This window comes from Enterobacter sp. MGH 24, assembly GCF_000493015.1.
GTDB lineage: Bacteria > Pseudomonadota > Gammaproteobacteria > Enterobacterales > Enterobacteriaceae > Enterobacter.
Genome location: NZ_KI535657.1, coordinates 3,788,157 through 3,804,158, shown reverse-complemented (window position 1 = coordinate 3,804,158; position 16,002 = coordinate 3,788,157). Strand labels below are relative to the sequence as shown.

At 56.3% G+C, this 16,002-nt stretch carries 16 protein-coding genes; 12 read left to right on the top strand and 4 right to left on the bottom strand.

The genetic code is table 11. The features are described 5' to 3' along the window. Positions 1 to 2,076, top strand: a complete 2,076-nt coding sequence (gene glgX, locus L370_RS04110) for a glycogen debranching protein GlgX (protein ID WP_023335755.1) — start codon at positions 1 to 3, stop codon at positions 2,074 to 2,076. A gap of 2 nt (positions 2,077 to 2,078) precedes the next feature. On the opposite strand, the gene L370_RS04115 is transcribed toward glgX, so the two are convergent. Beyond that, positions 2,079 to 2,624 carry a winged helix DNA-binding protein gene (locus L370_RS04115; protein WP_023335754.1) on the bottom strand — a complete coding sequence of 182 codons (546 nt, stop codon included), beginning with the start codon at positions 2,622 to 2,624 and terminating at the stop codon, positions 2,079 to 2,081. 199 nt (positions 2,625 to 2,823) lie between these two features. Here L370_RS04115 and L370_RS04120 point away from each other — a divergent pair, with 199 nt between their 5' ends. From L370_RS04120 to L370_RS04140, 7 genes are all read left to right on the top strand, one after another. Next, the gene (locus L370_RS04120; RefSeq protein WP_021240145.1) at positions 2,824 to 3,546 is read left to right on the top strand and encodes a DUF969 domain-containing protein; all 723 of its coding nucleotides are present in this window, start codon (positions 2,824 to 2,826) and stop codon (positions 3,544 to 3,546) included. Beyond that, positions 3,543 to 4,529 (top strand): DUF979 domain-containing protein, encoded by a 987-nt coding sequence (locus L370_RS04125; RefSeq protein ID WP_023335753.1) that lies wholly within the window; start codon positions 3,543 to 3,545, stop codon positions 4,527 to 4,529. Before L370_RS04120 ends, L370_RS04125 begins: the two co-directional genes overlap by 4 nt. Before the next feature lie 9 nt (positions 4,530 to 4,538). Beyond that, on the top strand, positions 4,539 to 5,534 hold the full coding sequence (locus L370_RS04130; RefSeq protein WP_023335752.1) for a DUF2891 domain-containing protein: 996 nt from the start codon (positions 4,539 to 4,541) through the stop codon (positions 5,532 to 5,534). 240 nt (positions 5,535 to 5,774) lie between these two features. Beyond that, on the top strand, positions 5,775 to 6,761 hold the full coding sequence (locus tag L370_RS04135; protein WP_023334272.1) for an IS110 family transposase: 987 nt from the start codon (positions 5,775 to 5,777) through the stop codon (positions 6,759 to 6,761). Positions 6,762 to 6,913: 152 nt separating this feature from the next. Beyond that, positions 6,914 to 7,306 carry a polymorphic toxin type 44 domain-containing protein gene (locus tag L370_RS22990; protein ID WP_071787462.1) on the top strand — a complete coding sequence of 131 codons (393 nt, stop codon included), beginning with the start codon at positions 6,914 to 6,916 and terminating at the stop codon, positions 7,304 to 7,306. Then, positions 7,284 to 7,718 carry a hypothetical protein gene (locus L370_RS0122135; protein WP_032666609.1) on the top strand — a complete coding sequence of 145 codons (435 nt, stop codon included), beginning with the start codon at positions 7,284 to 7,286 and terminating at the stop codon, positions 7,716 to 7,718. The genes L370_RS22990 and L370_RS0122135 overlap by 23 nt, the downstream gene beginning before the upstream one ends. Positions 7,719 to 7,739: 21 nt before the next feature. Beyond that, the gene (locus L370_RS04140; protein ID WP_023335750.1) at positions 7,740 to 8,225 is read left to right on the top strand and encodes an Hcp family type VI secretion system effector; all 486 of its coding nucleotides are present in this window, start codon (positions 7,740 to 7,742) and stop codon (positions 8,223 to 8,225) included. 39 nt (positions 8,226 to 8,264) lie between these two features. Here the strand turns inward: L370_RS04140 and L370_RS04145 are convergent, their stop codons facing one another. Next, positions 8,265 to 9,665 carry an MFS transporter gene (locus tag L370_RS04145; RefSeq protein WP_023335749.1) on the bottom strand — a complete coding sequence of 467 codons (1,401 nt, stop codon included), beginning with the start codon at positions 9,663 to 9,665 and terminating at the stop codon, positions 8,265 to 8,267. 117 nt (positions 9,666 to 9,782) lie between these two features. On the opposite strand from L370_RS04145, the gene L370_RS04150 reads away from it, so the two are divergent. Continuing rightward, positions 9,783 to 10,688, top strand: coding sequence for a LysR family transcriptional regulator (locus L370_RS04150; RefSeq protein WP_023335748.1), 906 nt, complete (start codon positions 9,783 to 9,785; stop codon positions 10,686 to 10,688). A gap of 3 nt (positions 10,689 to 10,691) precedes the next feature. On the opposite strand, the gene L370_RS04155 is transcribed toward L370_RS04150, so the two are convergent. Together L370_RS04155 and L370_RS04160 are read right to left on the bottom strand one after the other, a co-directional pair. After that, on the bottom strand, positions 10,692 to 12,146 hold the full coding sequence (locus L370_RS04155; protein ID WP_023335747.1) for a Cu(+)/Ag(+) sensor histidine kinase: 1,455 nt from the start codon (positions 12,144 to 12,146) through the stop codon (positions 10,692 to 10,694). Then, entirely contained in the window at positions 12,136 to 12,819 is a 684-nt protein-coding gene (locus L370_RS04160; RefSeq protein ID WP_032643057.1) for a copper/silver response regulator transcription factor, read from the bottom strand. The genes L370_RS04155 and L370_RS04160 overlap by 11 nt, the downstream gene beginning before the upstream one ends. 162 nt (positions 12,820 to 12,981) lie before the next feature. Between L370_RS04160 and L370_RS04165 the strand changes: the two genes are divergently transcribed. Genes L370_RS04165 through L370_RS04175 form a run of 3 tightly spaced genes read left to right on the top strand, consistent with a single transcriptional unit; the run spans position 12,982 to position 15,999 of the window. Continuing rightward, on the top strand, positions 12,982 to 14,367 hold the full coding sequence (locus tag L370_RS04165) for an efflux transporter outer membrane subunit (protein WP_023335745.1): 1,386 nt from the start codon (positions 12,982 to 12,984) through the stop codon (positions 14,365 to 14,367). Between the two features lie 28 nt (positions 14,368 to 14,395). Further along, positions 14,396 to 14,737 carry a cation efflux system protein CusF gene (gene cusF / locus L370_RS04170; protein ID WP_023335744.1) on the top strand — a complete coding sequence of 114 codons (342 nt, stop codon included), beginning with the start codon at positions 14,396 to 14,398 and terminating at the stop codon, positions 14,735 to 14,737. A gap of 11 nt (positions 14,738 to 14,748) precedes the next feature. Next, on the top strand, positions 14,749 to 15,999 hold the full coding sequence (locus tag L370_RS04175; protein WP_023335743.1) for an efflux RND transporter periplasmic adaptor subunit: 1,251 nt from the start codon (positions 14,749 to 14,751) through the stop codon (positions 15,997 to 15,999). Positions 16,000 to 16,002 lie beyond the last annotated feature (3 nt).

The following is a 16,002-nucleotide window of genomic DNA, read 5'->3' as shown; positions in this document are numbered from 1 at the left end:
ATGGCAAAGGATACTACGTTTGAAATTCGGGCCGGTCATGGCCTGCAGTTGGGTGCTAATTATGACGGGAAAGGGGTTAACTTCGCGCTGTTCTCCGCTCACGCCGAGCGGGTAGAGCTCTGTCTTTTTGACCCGTCCGGGAAAAACGAAATCGCCCGGCTGGAGCTGCCGGAATATACCCATGAGGTCTGGCACGGCTATGTGCCGGACCTGAAGCCCGGCGCGCTGTACGGCTATCGCGTCTATGGGCCCTACGATCCGGAAAACGGTCACCGCTTCAACCCGCACAAGCTGCTTATCGATCCCTACGCCCGCGAACTGGTGGGCGATATCGACTGGAACGACGCGCATTTCGGCTATGTGCTGGGACATGACGAACTGGACCTCAGTTTTGATACGCGCGACAGCGCGCCGTTTACGCCAAAATGCAAGGTCATCGATCCGGACGCCTTTGACTGGCAGGACAACAGCCGGCCAAACGTGCCCTGGCCGCATACCGTCGTCTATGAGAGCCACGTGAAGGGCTTTACCCAGATGAACCCGGCCATACCACCCGAGCTGCGCGGCACGTTTGAAGGCATGGGGCATAAAGCCTCGGTCGACTACATCAAGAGTCTTGGCATCACCTCGGTGGAGCTGCTGCCGGTTCACTGGTTCCCGGACGACCAGCATCTGCTCGATCGTGGCCTGAAGAACTTCTGGGGCTATAACACCCTCGGCTTTTTTGCTCCGGCGTCGCGCTATTACGGCCCGGCGGGGATCCAGGGCTTTCGCGACATGGTGCGCGCGTATCATGACGCGGGCATCGAGGTGATTCTGGACGTGGTGTACAACCACACGGCGGAAGGAAATGAGCTTGGCCCCACGCTCTCGTTCAAGGGGATTGATAACTACAGCTATTACCGCACCCTGCCGGACCAGCACCGGTACTACATCAACGACACCGGGACGGGAAATACGGTCAACACCTCGCACCCGCGCGTGCTGCAGATGGTGATGGATTCGCTGCGCTACTGGGCGGAGTCGATGCACATCGACGGTTTTCGTTTCGATCTGGGGACGATCCTGGGCCGCGAGCCGGAAGGGTTTGACCCGCGCGGCGGTTTCTTCGACGCCATATCGCAGGATCCGGTGTTATCGAGACTGAAGCTGATTGGTGAACCCTGGGATATCGGTCCCGGCGGGTATCAGGTTGGCGGTTTCCCGCCGGGCTGGGGGGAGTGGAACGACAAATACCGCGATACCGTACGCGAGTACTGGAAGGGCGATAACGTCTCCAGTGATTTTGCCGCACGCCTGCTGGGATCCGGGGATCTTTACGACCTGCGCGGACGTCGTCCGTGGGCCAGCGTCAACTTCATCACCGCTCACGACGGCTTTACGCTGAATGACCTGGTGTCGTACAACGAAAAGCATAACGCCGACAACGGCGAGGACAATAACGACGGGCATAACGATAATCGCTCGTACAACTATGGCGAGGAAGGGCCTACGGAGAACCCGGATATTATTGCTACCCGCGAACGGCAGAAGCGTAATTTCCTGACCACGCTGCTGTTTTCACACGGCACGCCGATGCTGCTGGCGGGGGACGAGTTTGGCCGCACGCAGAAGGGCAACAACAACGGCTACTGCCAGGACAGTGAGATTTCGTGGATCGACTGGAAGGGGCTATCCGAAAACGACGCCGCGCTGCGCGAGTTTACCCGACGGCTTATTGCCCTGCGCGCATCGCAGCCGCTGCTGCGCCGTGAAAGCTGGCGCGACGGGCTCGAGATCCGCTGGTTTAATGCCGGAGGCGGTCCGCAGCAGGACGAGCAGTGGGATGAGGGCTCGACGCTCGGGGTCTCCATCAGCAGGCCGGATCTCAGGCAGGAGGACGGCATCTGGCACGACGTGCTGATGCTGTTTAATCCGTTTGAAGGCACCGTGCCGTTCCAGATCCCGCAGTTTGGCGAAGGGGGATGGGTGCTGGAGCTGTCTACGGCAGAGGACGCTGCCGCCGGGACAGCGTTCACCGACACCGTAGAGTACGAACTGGCCGGACGCAGTATTACCCTCTTCAGACGTCCTTAGCCCTAGAGTGATGCCGCCGCGCGGGCGGCGGTATCATACAGGGAGGAGATCGTGCGTAGCAGCTGCGCAGTTTCGCCAATCGACTTCCCGGCAATGCCGCTCTCCGCGTGGATAGCGATCAGACACGCCTCCCGCACGTCCCGGTACTTCATGCACAACGCTTTCCCTTCCTCGGTGGTGGAGAAAAAGAGCTCTTTGCCCGCTTTCTCACTCGTCACGTAGCCCGCTTTGACCAGCTTTTTCAGGGCGTAGGTCACCACGTGGGTATCTTCCACGTTGAGAACGAAACAGATATCGGCCAGCTTTTTCTTGCGGTCGCGGTGGTTCACGTGATGCAGCAGCGAGACGTCAAAGGCGCCCATATCCGGTTCGCCGGCTGCGGCCATGCAGCGCACCATCCACTTGTTGAACGCGTTGCTGGTCATGATCAGCGCGTACTCCAGCTCTGACAGCTCCGCGCAGCGCTCGGACACCAGATGGCGGGAAGAGACGATCCGGCCGTCGTTGATATCGTCGCGATCGGGTGAAGCACTCTTTTTCGAGGTCATAACGTTCCTTAGCCAGAAATGTAAACTCATCGATAAAATAAGAACATTTTATTGATAATTTGTTTACATGTTTTTGAGGTTCAGATATAGCTTTTTAGCGCAGGTTTTCCGAAACCTGACGAAAAACACAACATCGCTCGCCGCAAATTAAAAAAATAGCCGTCGGCGCGCAACGCTCACTTTGGATAGGGTAAACGTTATGGACGGTACTACGCTGTTGCCGCTGATCGGGATACCGATCGTGGTTATTGGTTTTGCACTGCGCTTCAACCCGCTGCTGGTGGTCGTGGTGGCGGGGCTGGCGACGGGTCTGCTGGTCGGCATGGACTTCGGGATGCTGCTGGAGACTTTCGGCGAGAAGTTCGTGAATAGCCGCTCGCTGGCGACCTTCATTCTGATCCTGCCCGTGATTGGCCTGCTGGAATATTACGGGCTTAAGGAGCGCGCCCAGGCCTGGGTGGCGAAGATCGCCAGTGCCACCTCGGCGCGTATTCTGATGCTCTATTTTGTCGCCCGTGAGGGCACCGCCGCGCTGGGGCTGATGTCGCTGGGCGGTCATGCCCAGACGGTGCGCCCGCTGCTGGCGCCGATGGCCGAAGGGGCGGCGCTGAACGAATACGGCGAGCTGCCGCAGCACATCCGCGACAAAATCAAAGCCCATGCCGCCGCGTGCGACAACATCGCGGTCTTCTTTGGTGAAGATATTTTTATTGCCTTTGGGGCGGTGCTGCTGATCGACGCGTTCCTGAAGGAGAACGGTATTCCGGGCATCGAACCGCTGCATATCGGCCTGTGGGCCATCCCAACCGCCATTGCGGCATTAATTATTCATATGACGCGCCTGCTGCGCCTGGATGCAAGTATCCGTCGCGACGTGATGGCCTGGCGTGCAGAGCAGGGTACGCAGGAGGCCGCGCAATGATGACGCTCATCACCATTAACCGCGTGTACTACCTGATCGGCTTCGTCGTGATGCTGCTGGTTGTGATGACCCTGCGGGATCGCGCCAATCCGAAGCGTTTTACCACGGCGCTGTTCTGGTTCTTGTTTGGCGGGATCTTCCTGTTCGGCGACCTGATGGTGCAGGAGCTGGGGAAATCGCTGGCGTACCGGATCATTGGCGGGGGCGTTATCGCTATCGCGCTGCTGGCGGGCTTTGGCCTAGTCGGGAAAGGGCACTATAAAATGTCCACCGAGGAGGAGCGCGTCGCGTCGTCAAACCGCCTTAAAAACTGGCTGTTCCTGCCCGCGCTGATGATCCCGGTGGTGACGGTGATCGGCACCCTGTTCCTGAAAGGGGTTTCGGTTGGCGGTGTTTATCTTCTCGACCAGAAGCAACTCACCCTGGCGGCGCTGTGCGTGGCCTGCGTCGCGGCGATCTTCACCGGCTGGTGGCTGACCAAAGGTACCCCGCTGCATGCCATTCGTCAGTCTCGTCGTCTTGTCGATACCATCGGCTGGGCGGTGATCCTGCCGCAGATGCTGGCCATGCTCGGCGGCGTGTTCGTGGCGGCCAATACCGGTGATTCAGTGCAGAAGGTGGTGAGCCTGTTCGTTAACCCGGATAACCGCTTCATGCTGGTGGTGATTTACTGCGTGGGGATGGCGCTGTTTACCATGATCATGGGGAATGCCTTTGCGGCCTTCCCGGTGTTGAGCGCCGGTATCGCCTTGCCGTTTCTGATCAACGTGCATCACGGGAACCCGGCACCGCTGCTGGCGATTGGCATGTACGCGGGCTATTGCGGCACGCTGATGACGCCGATGGCCGCAAACTTCAATATCGTTCCCGCCGCGCTGCTGGAGCTGAAGGACAAATATCAGGTGATCAAGATCCAGATCCCGACCGCGTTAACCCTGCTGGTGGTGAACGTGTTCCTCATGTATTTCCTCGTGTTTCGCTAAGGAGCTGTTATGGAATTAACGCAACATCAGGCTGACGCGTTTGCCCGCATGCCTTTGACCTATTTGCGCCAGGAATACCCGAACCACATCATGCATCTGCTGAATGATGATGGCGACGTGCTGCCGCCTCGCGAACTGCACCCGATTTTCTACGGCTGTTTCGACTGGCACTCGGCGGTGCACGGCTACTGGCTGCTGCTGCGCTGCGTGCGCCTTTATCCCGAACTACCGTGTCGCGAGGCGATCGTCGCGCTTTTTGACGAGCACCTGACCGAAGAGAACGTGGCGAAAGAGCTGGCCTATTTCACCGCGCCGTTCCGCGCCTCGTTTGAGCGCCCGTATGGCTACGGCTGGCTGCTGGCGCTGGCCCAGGAGCTGAAGCAGTCGTCGCTGCTGCAGGCCGCAGTCTGGTACCAGACGCTTGAGCCGTTAACCAGGGACATTCGTAACCGGCTGGTGGATTACCTCGGCAAGCTTACCTATCCGATCCGCGTCGGGACGCACTACAACACGGCGTTTGCCCTCGCGCTGGGGCTGGACTACGCCCGAGCCGTAGAAGATAGTGCGCTTGAGCAGGCGATTGTGACGGCGGCTGAGCGGTTTTATCTCACCGACACGCGCTATCCGGCGCATTACGAACCCGGCGGTGATGAGTACATTTCCGGGGCGCTGACGGAAGCGCTGCTGATGAGCAAGGTGTTGGAGGGCTTCCCGGCCTGGTTTGACGCGTTTCTCCCGGAGGTAGGTTCCGTTGCGGCGCTGATGAACCCGGCGGAAGTGAGCGACCGTACCGACCCGAAAATCGCCCATCTCGACGGGTTAAACCTCAGCCGCGCCTGGTGCATGAAGCATATTGCCCGCGCGCTTCCCGCAGACCATCCGGCGCAGCAGGCGCTGCGCGAGGCGGTGGCGAAACACCTGACGGCGAGCGTCGAGCATGTGGTTGGCAGCCATTACAGCGGCGGGCACTGGCTGGCGAGCTTTGCGCTGCTGGCGCTGGAGTAAACGAACGAGTCGCCTTTTTTGCCGGGTGGCGCTGCGCTTACCCGGCCTTGTATTATCCCCCGTACAGAAAGAACCGGCCAGTTCTTTCTGTCAGGCAGTCCACATGCCGTACCCGGCCTCAGGCCACGAGCCCGTATTGTAGATCCCTGCAGTGGACTGCCCCTTCTCCACAAGTGACAAACCGGACAGTATCATGGACCGGTTTTTCCGGTAATCCGCATTCACAAGGTTGGTTTCACTATGGAACAGGAACTTCACTTTATTGGTATCGATGTCTCCAAAGCTAAGCTGGATATCGATGTGTTGCGACCTGATGGCCGTCACCGCAGCAAAAAGTTTGCCAACACCCCTAAAGGCCACGAGGAGCTGCTCAGCTGGCTCCGCAGCCATAATGTGGCTCCGGCACATATCTGCATGGAGGCGACCAGCACCTATATGGAAGACGCCGCGGCGTCCCTCAGTGATGCCGGTTTCACCGTATCCATCATCAACCCTGCTCTGGGTAAAGCCTTTGCGCAGAGCGAAGGCCTGCGCAGTAAAACCGATGCCGTCGATGCCCGTATGCTGGCAGAGTTCTGCCGGCAGAAACGTCCGGCAGCCTGGGAGGCTCCCCATCCGCTGGAGCGCGCGTTGCGGGCGCTGGTACTGCGTCATCAGTCCCTGACGGACATGCACACGCAGGAGTTGAACCGCCGGGAGACGGCGCGGGAAGTGCAGATGCCGAGCATCGACGCGCACCTCCTGTGGCTGGAAGCGGAGTTGAAGCGGCTGGAGAAACAGATAAAGGACCTGACGGATGACGACCCGGACCTGAAGCACCGGCGAAAACTGCTGGACAGCATACCGGGTATCGGTGAAAAGACGTCCGCCGTACTGCTGGCGTATGTGGGGCTGAAGGACAGGTTCGGTCAGGCGCGGCAGTTCGCGGCGTTCGCAGGGCTGACACCGCGGCAGCATGAATCCGGAAGCAGCGTAACCAGGGCAAGCAGGATGAGTAAGGCAGGCCATGTCTCGCTTCGCAGGGCGCTGTATATGCCCGCGATGGTTGCGCTGTACAAAACGGAGTGGGGAAAAGCGTTCAGGACACGTCTGGAAAAGAACGGCAAGGGAGCGAAGCTGATAATCGGAGCGATGATGCGTAAGCTGGCGCAGGTGGCGTATGGCGTCCTGAAATCAGGACGCCCGTTCGATGCCACGTTGCACCAGGAAAATGCTTGCGTCGCATAACAGTATCTACATTGTGCATTTCTTTGATTTTTAATGCGATTAATACCTTAATCGGATATTTTTCCGTCATTTGTCTCGAAACAGATGTCTTTTTTATTATCGCAAAAGTGTACGATAAGCGACCCAATACCCGCTTAAAGTAAATGGTTAATATGGCTGTTATACCTTTGTTACCAAAAGAAGGAATCGCGCTTGTATTGGCAAACATGAGGATTGCAAGAGCGCATGGTATGAGTAGAAATATGGCTATTCCTACAACCTATCTTTGGTTTTATCAAAAAGTAAGAAATAAGGGGCCATGGGATTACAAGCAGGGACACCCTGAGTTAGCGAATTTTGGTAACTTCAATTATGGTTCGGCTGGCTATGCCGCCGGGATACCATCAGAAACGTTATTGATGGGGGCAGGATGGGCGCAGGAAAGAGCTAAAACCGCCAAAAAGAAATGGGGTCACTGGTATCAAAAACCGCCATATGGGGATGATCCTCACGATCAGTTTTGGATAAGGCAAGGTATTGAATATGCAAAGAAACACGGTTATTAAACGGCTTCATTGTTTACTCACAACGATTCTATTGCTCGTTGTTTGTGGGTTTCTGACATATCAATACTATTTTAATGCACCTCCTCACGATAGCTTTGTCAGCAAACAGCAGCTATCTGATACCGTCACACTGTACATAACAAAGTATGATGATGGAGGAGCTACGGTGTCGGAGGTTTACCGCTTCTATTTAGATAAAAACAACAGCGGGAACATTATGAAGGCCCTTAAAGATCGATCGCCATTTCTTGAAGCCAATACAAGCCATATTACAGCTTCAGCTTATGGGAACACGGTAAATGTAAAAATCACGGGTAAGGTTTATTCATTCACTAATTCTGATCTGTTCTATACAGATGGTATTGCGATCGTGCCGGTGATTAATCTTATAGCCAATGGAATAAGAGAGTAATAAATATAAGGAGTTTTAGAAATGGCTGTACCAGTGCACCTCTTTTTGAAAGACGATGGCGGAGCAATGATCCGTGGCGGTTCTGATGTTGCAGACCGTGAAGGAAGTATAGAGCTAAGAGACCTGATCCATAACCTGAGCATTCCAACAGATGAGGCAACAGGTAAACTTACAGGTACAAGGCAGCACTCAGCTTTCAGTTTAACAAAAGCAATTGATTCATCCTCACCCTATCTATATAAAGCGGTGGCTACAGGTCAGACGCTTCAAAGTGCGGAATTAAAGTTCTATCACATCAATGATGCGGGTCAGGAAGTGGAATACTTCAATATCCTTATGGAGGGTGTGAAAGTCATTTCTATCACTCCAATTATGCATGACACAAGAGATTGTCCCGGTACCGGTCACATGGAAAATGTCTCTTTGCGATATGCAAAAATCACATGGAAAATTCTGGACGGAAATATTCAGTACACTGATGCGTGGAACGAACGTCCCACAGCGTAGTCGTTAAAAACAAGCAGCGCCGACAGGCGCTGCAACAGTTTATGCTGATGCCCGAACCGCAGGGCGCAGCCTGCTCACGCTAAACAACACCGATCCCGTCGAGGCGATGACGGCTATCCACAGCGCCAGATGCACGGCCCGGTCATGGTCTGATCCGGTCGTCGCAAGCAGCACGCCCACCGCGGCGGCGCCGAGACACTGCCCAAACGTCCTGACGATAGACAACACGCCGGAGGCGTAGCTGGCATATTCCCGCGCCACGTTAGAGAGCATTTCCCGGTTATTGGGGCTCTGGAAGCAGCCAAACCCAATCCCGCACACCAGACTGCGCAGGCAGATATTCCATGCGGAAGGGCTTTCCGGCAACGTCGCCAGCAGGACCAGTCCACCGACAAAAATCATCAGCCCGATTGTCGAGATCAGCGGCGCGGAAATCGTATCGGCCCAGCGCCCGGCGTGCGGCGCGATCAGCACGATGCCAATCGGCCACGGGGTGAACAGCAGCGCGGAGACCACCGGGCTGTAGCCATATACGCTCTGAAACAGGAACGGCAGCGCAACAAAGGTGATGCCCTGGCTCACAAACGAGGCCAGCGAGGTCAGGGCAGCGAGGGTGAAGCGTCCGTTTTTGAACATGACGGGCGGCAGGATGGGACTTTGCGCGCGCCGAATTCGCCAGATAAAGGCGAGGGCGCTGACCAGCGTGAGCAGCCCCCAGCCTGTGGCCGCCTGGTTAATGTGTTGCGTCACGCTCTGAAGACTGTCAGCCAGCATGATCGCTGAGCCTAACAGCACGGCGGAGAGCACGGCACCCGGCGCGTCAAAGGTTGAGCGGTTAACGGCCGATTCCCGCGGCAAGGCCCGCCACGCCAGCAGCAGGGCGATGCTGCCCGGAAGAATGTTAATGGCGAACAGCCACTGCCAGCTCAGCGCGTCCAGTAGGGTTCCGCCCAGCACGGGGGCAATCGCCGTGCTGGAGGCGATAAGCAGGGCGTGCAGCCCCAGAATGCGGCCAAGCAGTCGACCCGGAAAAATGGATCGCAGGATGGCCGGGGCGATACTCAGGGTCGCCGCGCCGCCGATGCCTTGCAAAATACGCATGCCGATCAGCATTTCTGGCGTGGTCGCCAGCGCGCAGCCGAGCGAGGTGAGCGTAAAGGTGGCAAGCCCGGCCAGAAAGACCGGGCGATAGCCCACGCGCGCCGCCAGCGCCGCGAAGAGGGCTAACGTCATTGCCGCTGCCAGCAGATAACCGTTGGCGAACCAGACCGCGACGTTGGCGGGAACCTGCATCGCCCTTGCCATGGAGGGCAGCGCGATGTTGATCATGGTGCCGTCAAAGACGCCCATCAGCGTGGTGTTCATGACGGCGGCCATCACCCTGGCGCGTTCGTGCCCGGGCAAACCTTCATCGCCGGGCTGGTTTGAAAATAGCGTCATCGTCGTTACTCCGGATAAGAATAGTAATGACGAAACTATAATCATGCGGTATACAGTGCGGAAGACGCATCAGCTGCACTTAAACGTTGCATATAACGCCTTATCTGAGGAGCCATCGTGTCCGATCCTGATTTTAACCTTCTGGTTGCACTCGACGTTCTGCTCGCAGAAGCCAGCGTGGCGGGCGCGGCGCGACGTTTGAACCTCAGCACCTCCGCCATGAGCCGCACCCTGAGCAGGCTGCGGGAGGTGACCGGCGATCCTATTCTGGTGCGGGCCGGTCGTCATATGGTGCTGACGCCCTGGGCCGAAGCCACGCGGGACCGCGCCAGAACTGCCGTGCATGAGGCGAGGGCGGTGCTACAGCCCTCCACCGACGCGCTGAAGGTGGAAAATCTCGAGCGGCTGTTCACCATCAGAGCCAACGACGGTTTTGTGGTGGCGTTTGGGCCACTGCTGATTGCGGCGGTGGCGAGCGTTGCGCCCGAGGTATGCATTCGCTTCTCGCCGAAACCTGAAAAAACGTCGCGCTATTTGCGTGAGGGGCTGGTCGACCTGGAGATCGGCGTGCAGAGCAATATGGGGCCTGAAATACGGCTGCAACGGCTCTTTCAGGATCGGTTTGTTGGCGCGGTGCGCAAGGGGCATCCGCTCTCATTACAGCCTGACGTCAGCCTTGCCGATTATGTCGCGTGGGGCCACGTGGTGGCCTCACCGGACGGATCGTTACACGGTTTTGTCGATGACGCGCTGGCGGAACGGGGGATGAAGCGCAAGATCGCCAGCGTGGTGCCCGGATTTCCGACGGCACTTTCCGTGGCGCTGGCGTCCGATCTGATTGCCATGGTGCCGGCGCTGTACCTGCTCAATCAGCCGATGAACGAGCGCGTACACGTCTTTGAACTGCCGTTTAAAACCCGGACCATTACGGTGTCGCAGATGTGGCATCCGCGCATGGAACGGGACCCGGGGCATCGATGGCTCAGGGAAAAGGTACTGGACGTGTGTCGGCCCGTGCGCTGACGCTCAGGTCGCTTTTCCCGGCACGGTGAGGATAAAGCGTGTCGACACCGCATCCGATTCCACGCGGACTTTTCCGTGGTGCGCGGTGACGATGGACTTCACGATGGCAAGCCCGATCCCGCTGCCTTCGCCTTTACGCTGCCTTGACGGATCGACGCGATAGAAACGGTCAAACAGCTTCGACAGATGTTCCTGAGGGATCGGCGTGCCGGGGTTTTCTGTCACCAGTTCAACGTCGTTATCCCGTTTTTTGAGGGAGACCGTCACCGTTTTGCCCGCTGGCGTATAGCGCAGGGCGTTGGATAAAAGATTATTGATGGCCCTTCTGAACATCTGCGGATCGCCTTCTATCAGGCAGGGCATCCCGTTGAATTTCAGCGTGATATTCCGCTCTTCCGCCCAGGCTTCGAAGAAATCGAAGACTTTCATGACCTCCGCACTCAAATCAAACATCACCCGGTCAGGGATCAGCTGGTTATTATCCGCCTGCGCCAGGAAAAGCATATCGCTGACCATCCGGGTCATCCGGTTGTACTCTTCAAGACTGGAGTAAAGAACATCTTCCAGCTCTTTCTGCGAGCGGTTCTGGCTCAGCGCGATTTCCGTTTGCGTCACCAGGTTGGTGATGGGGGTTCTGATTTCATGCGCGATATCGGCCGAAAAATTCGCCTGACGGGTAAAGACATCTTCAATCTTTTCGATCATATGGTTGAAGGAGATGACCAGCTGTTCCAGCTCAACGGGCACGCGCGACGGCTCCAGTCGTGCATCCAGATTTTCGGAGGTGATATTTTTAATGGCGTTGCTGACGTTACGCAGAGGCAAATGTCCCTGACGCACCGCGATGCGAATGACAAGAATAATCAGCAGGCTGATCGCCGCGGCAATCGCCAGGAGATTCTTTTTCAGCGCCTCAAGGTAGTGAAGATGAAAATTAATCGAGAGCCCGATCAACATGATGTAGCCCTGGGTTTTGCCCTGCAGCGTCGCCGTGCCGGAAGAGGCGATAATCCGGTAGGTTTCCATGTTCATGTCGGACCCTGCGTGCATGTTTGTAGCAGGGCCGTCAACCGTCCAGAGAAACACATCCTGCGCGCGGCGGTGTTCGCTAAAGTCCGCCGTATTCATTGCAGGGCGCAGTGCCGCCCCTTGCGCCGAGCTGAACAAGATATTTCCCTGCGGATCCAGGAGAAGGACGGCCACGTTGCGGTAGCTGGCAATTGACTCTTTGATCTTGCTGATTTTCTTTTGGTCGGGATCGGCCGGAGCTTGCAGTATGCGGTGCATTGCGGTGCTGATTTGCTGCAGATCGCTGATATCCTGCTCGGCAAAGTGTTTTTCAACGGAATGCAGCATAAACCAGGTAAAGGCGAAAAAAGCCAGAATTGTGGAGAGACTGATAAAAAAGGTCAGCCGCAGAGCAAGCGAAAAAGGGCGCCTGGGAAGCTTAACGTGCATCCGGCACCTCCAGCATATAGCCCACGCCGCGCACCGTCTGGATCAGCTTCGGTTCAAAATCGTTGTCAATTTTCGCACGAAGCCGCTTTACGGCCACGTCAATTGCGTTCGTGTCGCTGTCAAAGTTCATGTCCCACACCTGGGAGGCAATCAGGGAGCGGGGAAGCACCTCTCCCTGATGACGCATGAAAAACTCCAGCAGGCTGAACTCTTTGCTGGTTAACAGGATACGGCTTCCGGCCCGGCTTACCTTTCTCGACACGAGGTCAACCGTCAGGTCAGCCACCTGAAGCTGGCTTTGCGCAATCACCGTATTTCCGCGTCTTAACAGCGTCCTTACCCTGGCGAGCAGCTCAGCAAAGGCGAAAGGCTTAATCAGGTAATCATCCGCGCCCAGCTCAAGCCCTTTAACACGGTGCTCAATCGTGCCGAGCGCCGTCAGTAGCAGGATGGGCATCCCTTTACCGGCAGAGCGGAGCATGCGGACAATGTCCCAGCCGTTCACATCGGGCAGCATGATATCCAGAATCAGCAGGTCATATTCCGCAGTCATGGCGAGATGGTAGCCGTTCAGGCCATTATCCGCGTGGTCCACAACGAACCCCGCCTCAGTCAGCCCCTTACTCAGGTACTCACCGGTTTTAATTTCGTCTTCGACGATCAGTATTTTCATCGTGCTCCCCAGAATGGCTGCTGATGACATTCTAGTGAGCCTGCGACCTTTAACAATGACTTACGCCATAAATGACAACATTGTCATTATCCTGTCACCGGTCAAACAGGATGCGTTCCGTAGAGTAGCCCTAAAACTCCTCTGGACTTCATTTGAACCGTTATGTTCCCGTTAAAACGACTTAGCATCAGTACGGTATTTATTCTGGCAGGTTGCGTCTCGCTGGCCCCTGAATACCAGCGCCCGGCGGCACCGGTGCCCCAGCAGTTTTCACTTTCGCGCAACGGCCTGACGCCCGCGGTGGCGGGGTATCAGGACACCGGCTGGCGACACTTTTTTGTCGATCCTCAGGTTGCCGGGCTGATAACAGAAGCTCTGGAGAACAACCGCGATATAAAAATGGCCGCCCTGAAGGTTGAAGAAGCCCGGGCACAGTTCAACGTGACGGATGCGGATCGTTACCCTCAGCTAAATGCCTCCTCGGGTATCACCTACAGCGGCGGGCTGAAAAGTGACAAACCCACCGCGCAGCAGTACGACGCGGGTTTTGCGCTTAGCTATGACCTCGACTTTTTCGGCAAGCTGAAGAACATGAGCGATGCCGACCGACAAAATTTTTTCGCCAGCGAAGAGGCCCGTCGCGCGGTGCATATCCTGCTCGTCTCTAACGTGTCGCAGAGCTATTTCAACCAGCAGCTGGCGTATAAACAGCTGCGCATTGCGCGGGATACGCTGACAAATTACCAGCAGTCTTATGCGTTCGTTGAGCAGCAGCTGGTGACGGGCAGTACGAACGTCCTGGCGCTGGAACAGGCGCGGGGACAGATCGAAAGTACGCGAGCAGATATTGCTAAAAGAGAGGGGGATCTGGCGCAGGCCAATAATGCCCTGCAGCTGGTCCTCGGCACGTATCGCGCACTGCCGGGTGACGGCGGCATGAATGCCAGCGACGTTGCGCCGGTAACGCTGCCGCCCCGTCTTTCATCGGCAATACTGCTCCAGCGTCCGGATATTATGGAGGCCGAGTATCAGCTTAAAGCGGCCGATGCGAATATCGGTGCGGCGCGCGCTGCCTTTTTCCCGTCCATATCACTCACCAGCGGGCTCTCAACCAGCAGCACGGAGTTGTCCAGCCTGTTCACGTCAGGGAGCGGGATGTGGAATTTTATTCCTAAAATCGACATTCCCATTTTTAATGCGGGCAGAAATAAGGCCAACCTGAAGCTGGCCGAAATTCGCCAGCAGCAGTCGGTTGTGAATTACGAACAAAAAATTCAGTCCGCCTTCAAACAGGTTGCCGACGCGCTCGCGCTGCGGGACAGCCTCAGCCAGCAGCTGGCCGCACAGCATCGGTATCTTGATTCGCTACGCATCACCCTGCAGCGCGCCAGAGGGTTATATTCCAGCGGTGCAGTTAGCTATATCGAAGTATTAGACGCGGAACGTTCGTTGTTTTCTACGCAGCAAAACATTCTCGACCTTATTTATGCCCGTCAGGTTAATGAAATTAATCTCTTCACCGCGCTCGGCGGCGGTTGGGTCGAATAACCTTATTTAATTAAACAGGAAAATAAACATGCGCAATTCACTTAAGGCCCTTGTATTCGGTACGTTCTCCATTGTGTTTTCTGCTGGCCTCCAGGCCGAGGTCCATCAGCACGAGGGGATGAGTTCTGCCAGCGAAGGGACCTCAGAGCAGCTCATCACCGGGACCGGTATCGTGAAGGACATTGATCTCACAAATAAAAAAGTCACGATCTCTCATGAAGCCATCCCGTCGATTGGCTGGCCCGCGATGACCATGCGTTTCACCTTTATTCAGGCTGACGAGAGTATCACGGCCTTAAAAGTCGGCAGTCACGTTGATTTTTCGTTTGTTCAGCAGGGCAATATCTCTTTACTGAAGAGCATTAAATAGCGAGACACGGCATGGCCTCATTAAAAATAAAATATGCTGCCATGATAGTCAGCAGCCTAATTGCGGGAGGGCTGATATCGGTGACGGCATGGCAGGCGATTCATTCATCTGAAAAAACGGAAAATAGCGCCCCGGAAAGAAAGGTGCTTTTCTGGTATGACCCGATGAAGCCAGACGTTAAATTCGATAAGCCCGGTAAATCGCCGTTTATGGATATGGATCTGGTAGCGAAATATGCGGATGAAAACGACGATAAACGCAGTGCCGGTATCCGTATTGACCCGACGCAGGTCCAGAACCTGGGATTAAAAACGCAAAAGGTGACGCGCGGAACGCTGAATTATGCCCAGACGATCCCGGCAAACGTCAGCTATAACGACTATCAGTTTGTCATTGTGCAGGCGCGCGCGGAAGGCTTCGTAGAGAAAGTGTACCCGCTGACAATCGGCGATAAGGTGAAGAAAGGCACGCCGCTGGTTGATATCACGATCCCGGACTGGGTCGAAGCGCAGAGCGAATTCCTGCTACTCTCCGGCACCGGCGGTACGCCCACGCAGATAAAAGGGGTCCTGGAGCGGCTGCGCCTGGCCGGTATGCCGGATGAGGATATCCAGCGGCTGCGTGCGACCCGCACTATCCAGACCCGGTTTACCATCAGGGCGCCAATCGACGGGGTGATCACCGCCTTTGACCTGCGTACCGGCATGAATATTTCCAAAGATAAGGTGGTGGCGCAAATTCAGGGGATGGATCCGGTTTGGATCGGCGCGGCAGTGCCTGAGTCCATTGCTTATCTGCTTAAAGACACCTCGCAGTTTGCCGTTTCGATACCGGCTTATCCGGATAAATCCTTCCCGGTTGAAAAATGGAGTCTTCTGCCGAGCGTGGATCAAACCACCCGCACGCTGCAGGTGCGCCTGCAGGTCGCTAACAGGGATGAGCTGCTTAAACCGGGCATGAATGCCTACCTGAAGCTGAATACCCAAAGTCAGGAAATGCTGCTGATCCCCTCCCAGGCCGTTATTGATACCGGCAAAGAACAGCGCGTCATTACCGTTGATGCGGAAGGGAATTTTTTGCCGAAAAGGATCCACGTTCTGCATGAATCTCAGCAGCAGTCCGGCATTGGTAGCGGACTGGAAGAAGGGGAGTCGGTAGTGGTCAGCGGTCTGTTCCTGATTGACTCGGAGGCCAATATTACCGGCGCGCTGGAGCGCATGCGCCACGCTGAAGCTGCTGACGACGCGCATTCTGGCCATTAAGGA

Excerpts from the sequence above, each read along its gene's own strand:
- glgX (WP_023335755.1), top strand. The coding sequence starts at position 1 with ATGGCAAAGGATACTACGTTTGAAATTCGGGCCGGTCATGGCCTGCAG.
- L370_RS04115 (WP_023335754.1), bottom strand. The coding sequence starts at position 2,624 with ATGACCTCGAAAAAGAGTGCTTCACCCGATCGCGACGATATCAACGAC.
- L370_RS04120 (WP_021240145.1), top strand. The coding sequence starts at position 2,824 with ATGGACGGTACTACGCTGTTGCCGCTGATCGGGATACCGATCGTGGTT.
- L370_RS04125 (WP_023335753.1), top strand. The coding sequence starts at position 3,543 with ATGATGACGCTCATCACCATTAACCGCGTGTACTACCTGATCGGCTTC.
- L370_RS04130 (WP_023335752.1), top strand. The coding sequence starts at position 4,539 with ATGGAATTAACGCAACATCAGGCTGACGCGTTTGCCCGCATGCCTTTG.
- L370_RS04135 (WP_023334272.1), top strand. The coding sequence starts at position 5,775 with ATGGAACAGGAACTTCACTTTATTGGTATCGATGTCTCCAAAGCTAAG.
- L370_RS22990 (WP_071787462.1), top strand. The coding sequence starts at position 6,914 with ATGGCTGTTATACCTTTGTTACCAAAAGAAGGAATCGCGCTTGTATTG.
- L370_RS0122135 (WP_032666609.1), top strand. The coding sequence starts at position 7,284 with ATGCAAAGAAACACGGTTATTAAACGGCTTCATTGTTTACTCACAACG.
- L370_RS04140 (WP_023335750.1), top strand. The coding sequence starts at position 7,740 with ATGGCTGTACCAGTGCACCTCTTTTTGAAAGACGATGGCGGAGCAATG.
- L370_RS04145 (WP_023335749.1), bottom strand. The coding sequence starts at position 9,665 with ATGACGCTATTTTCAAACCAGCCCGGCGATGAAGGTTTGCCCGGGCAC.
- L370_RS04155 (WP_023335747.1), bottom strand. The coding sequence starts at position 12,146 with ATGCACGTTAAGCTTCCCAGGCGCCCTTTTTCGCTTGCTCTGCGGCTG.
- L370_RS04160 (WP_032643057.1), bottom strand. The coding sequence starts at position 12,819 with ATGAAAATACTGATCGTCGAAGACGAAATTAAAACCGGTGAGTACCTG.
- L370_RS04165 (WP_023335745.1), top strand. The coding sequence starts at position 12,982 with ATGTTCCCGTTAAAACGACTTAGCATCAGTACGGTATTTATTCTGGCA.
- cusF (WP_023335744.1), top strand. The coding sequence starts at position 14,396 with ATGCGCAATTCACTTAAGGCCCTTGTATTCGGTACGTTCTCCATTGTG.
- L370_RS04175 (WP_023335743.1), top strand. The coding sequence starts at position 14,749 with ATGGCCTCATTAAAAATAAAATATGCTGCCATGATAGTCAGCAGCCTA.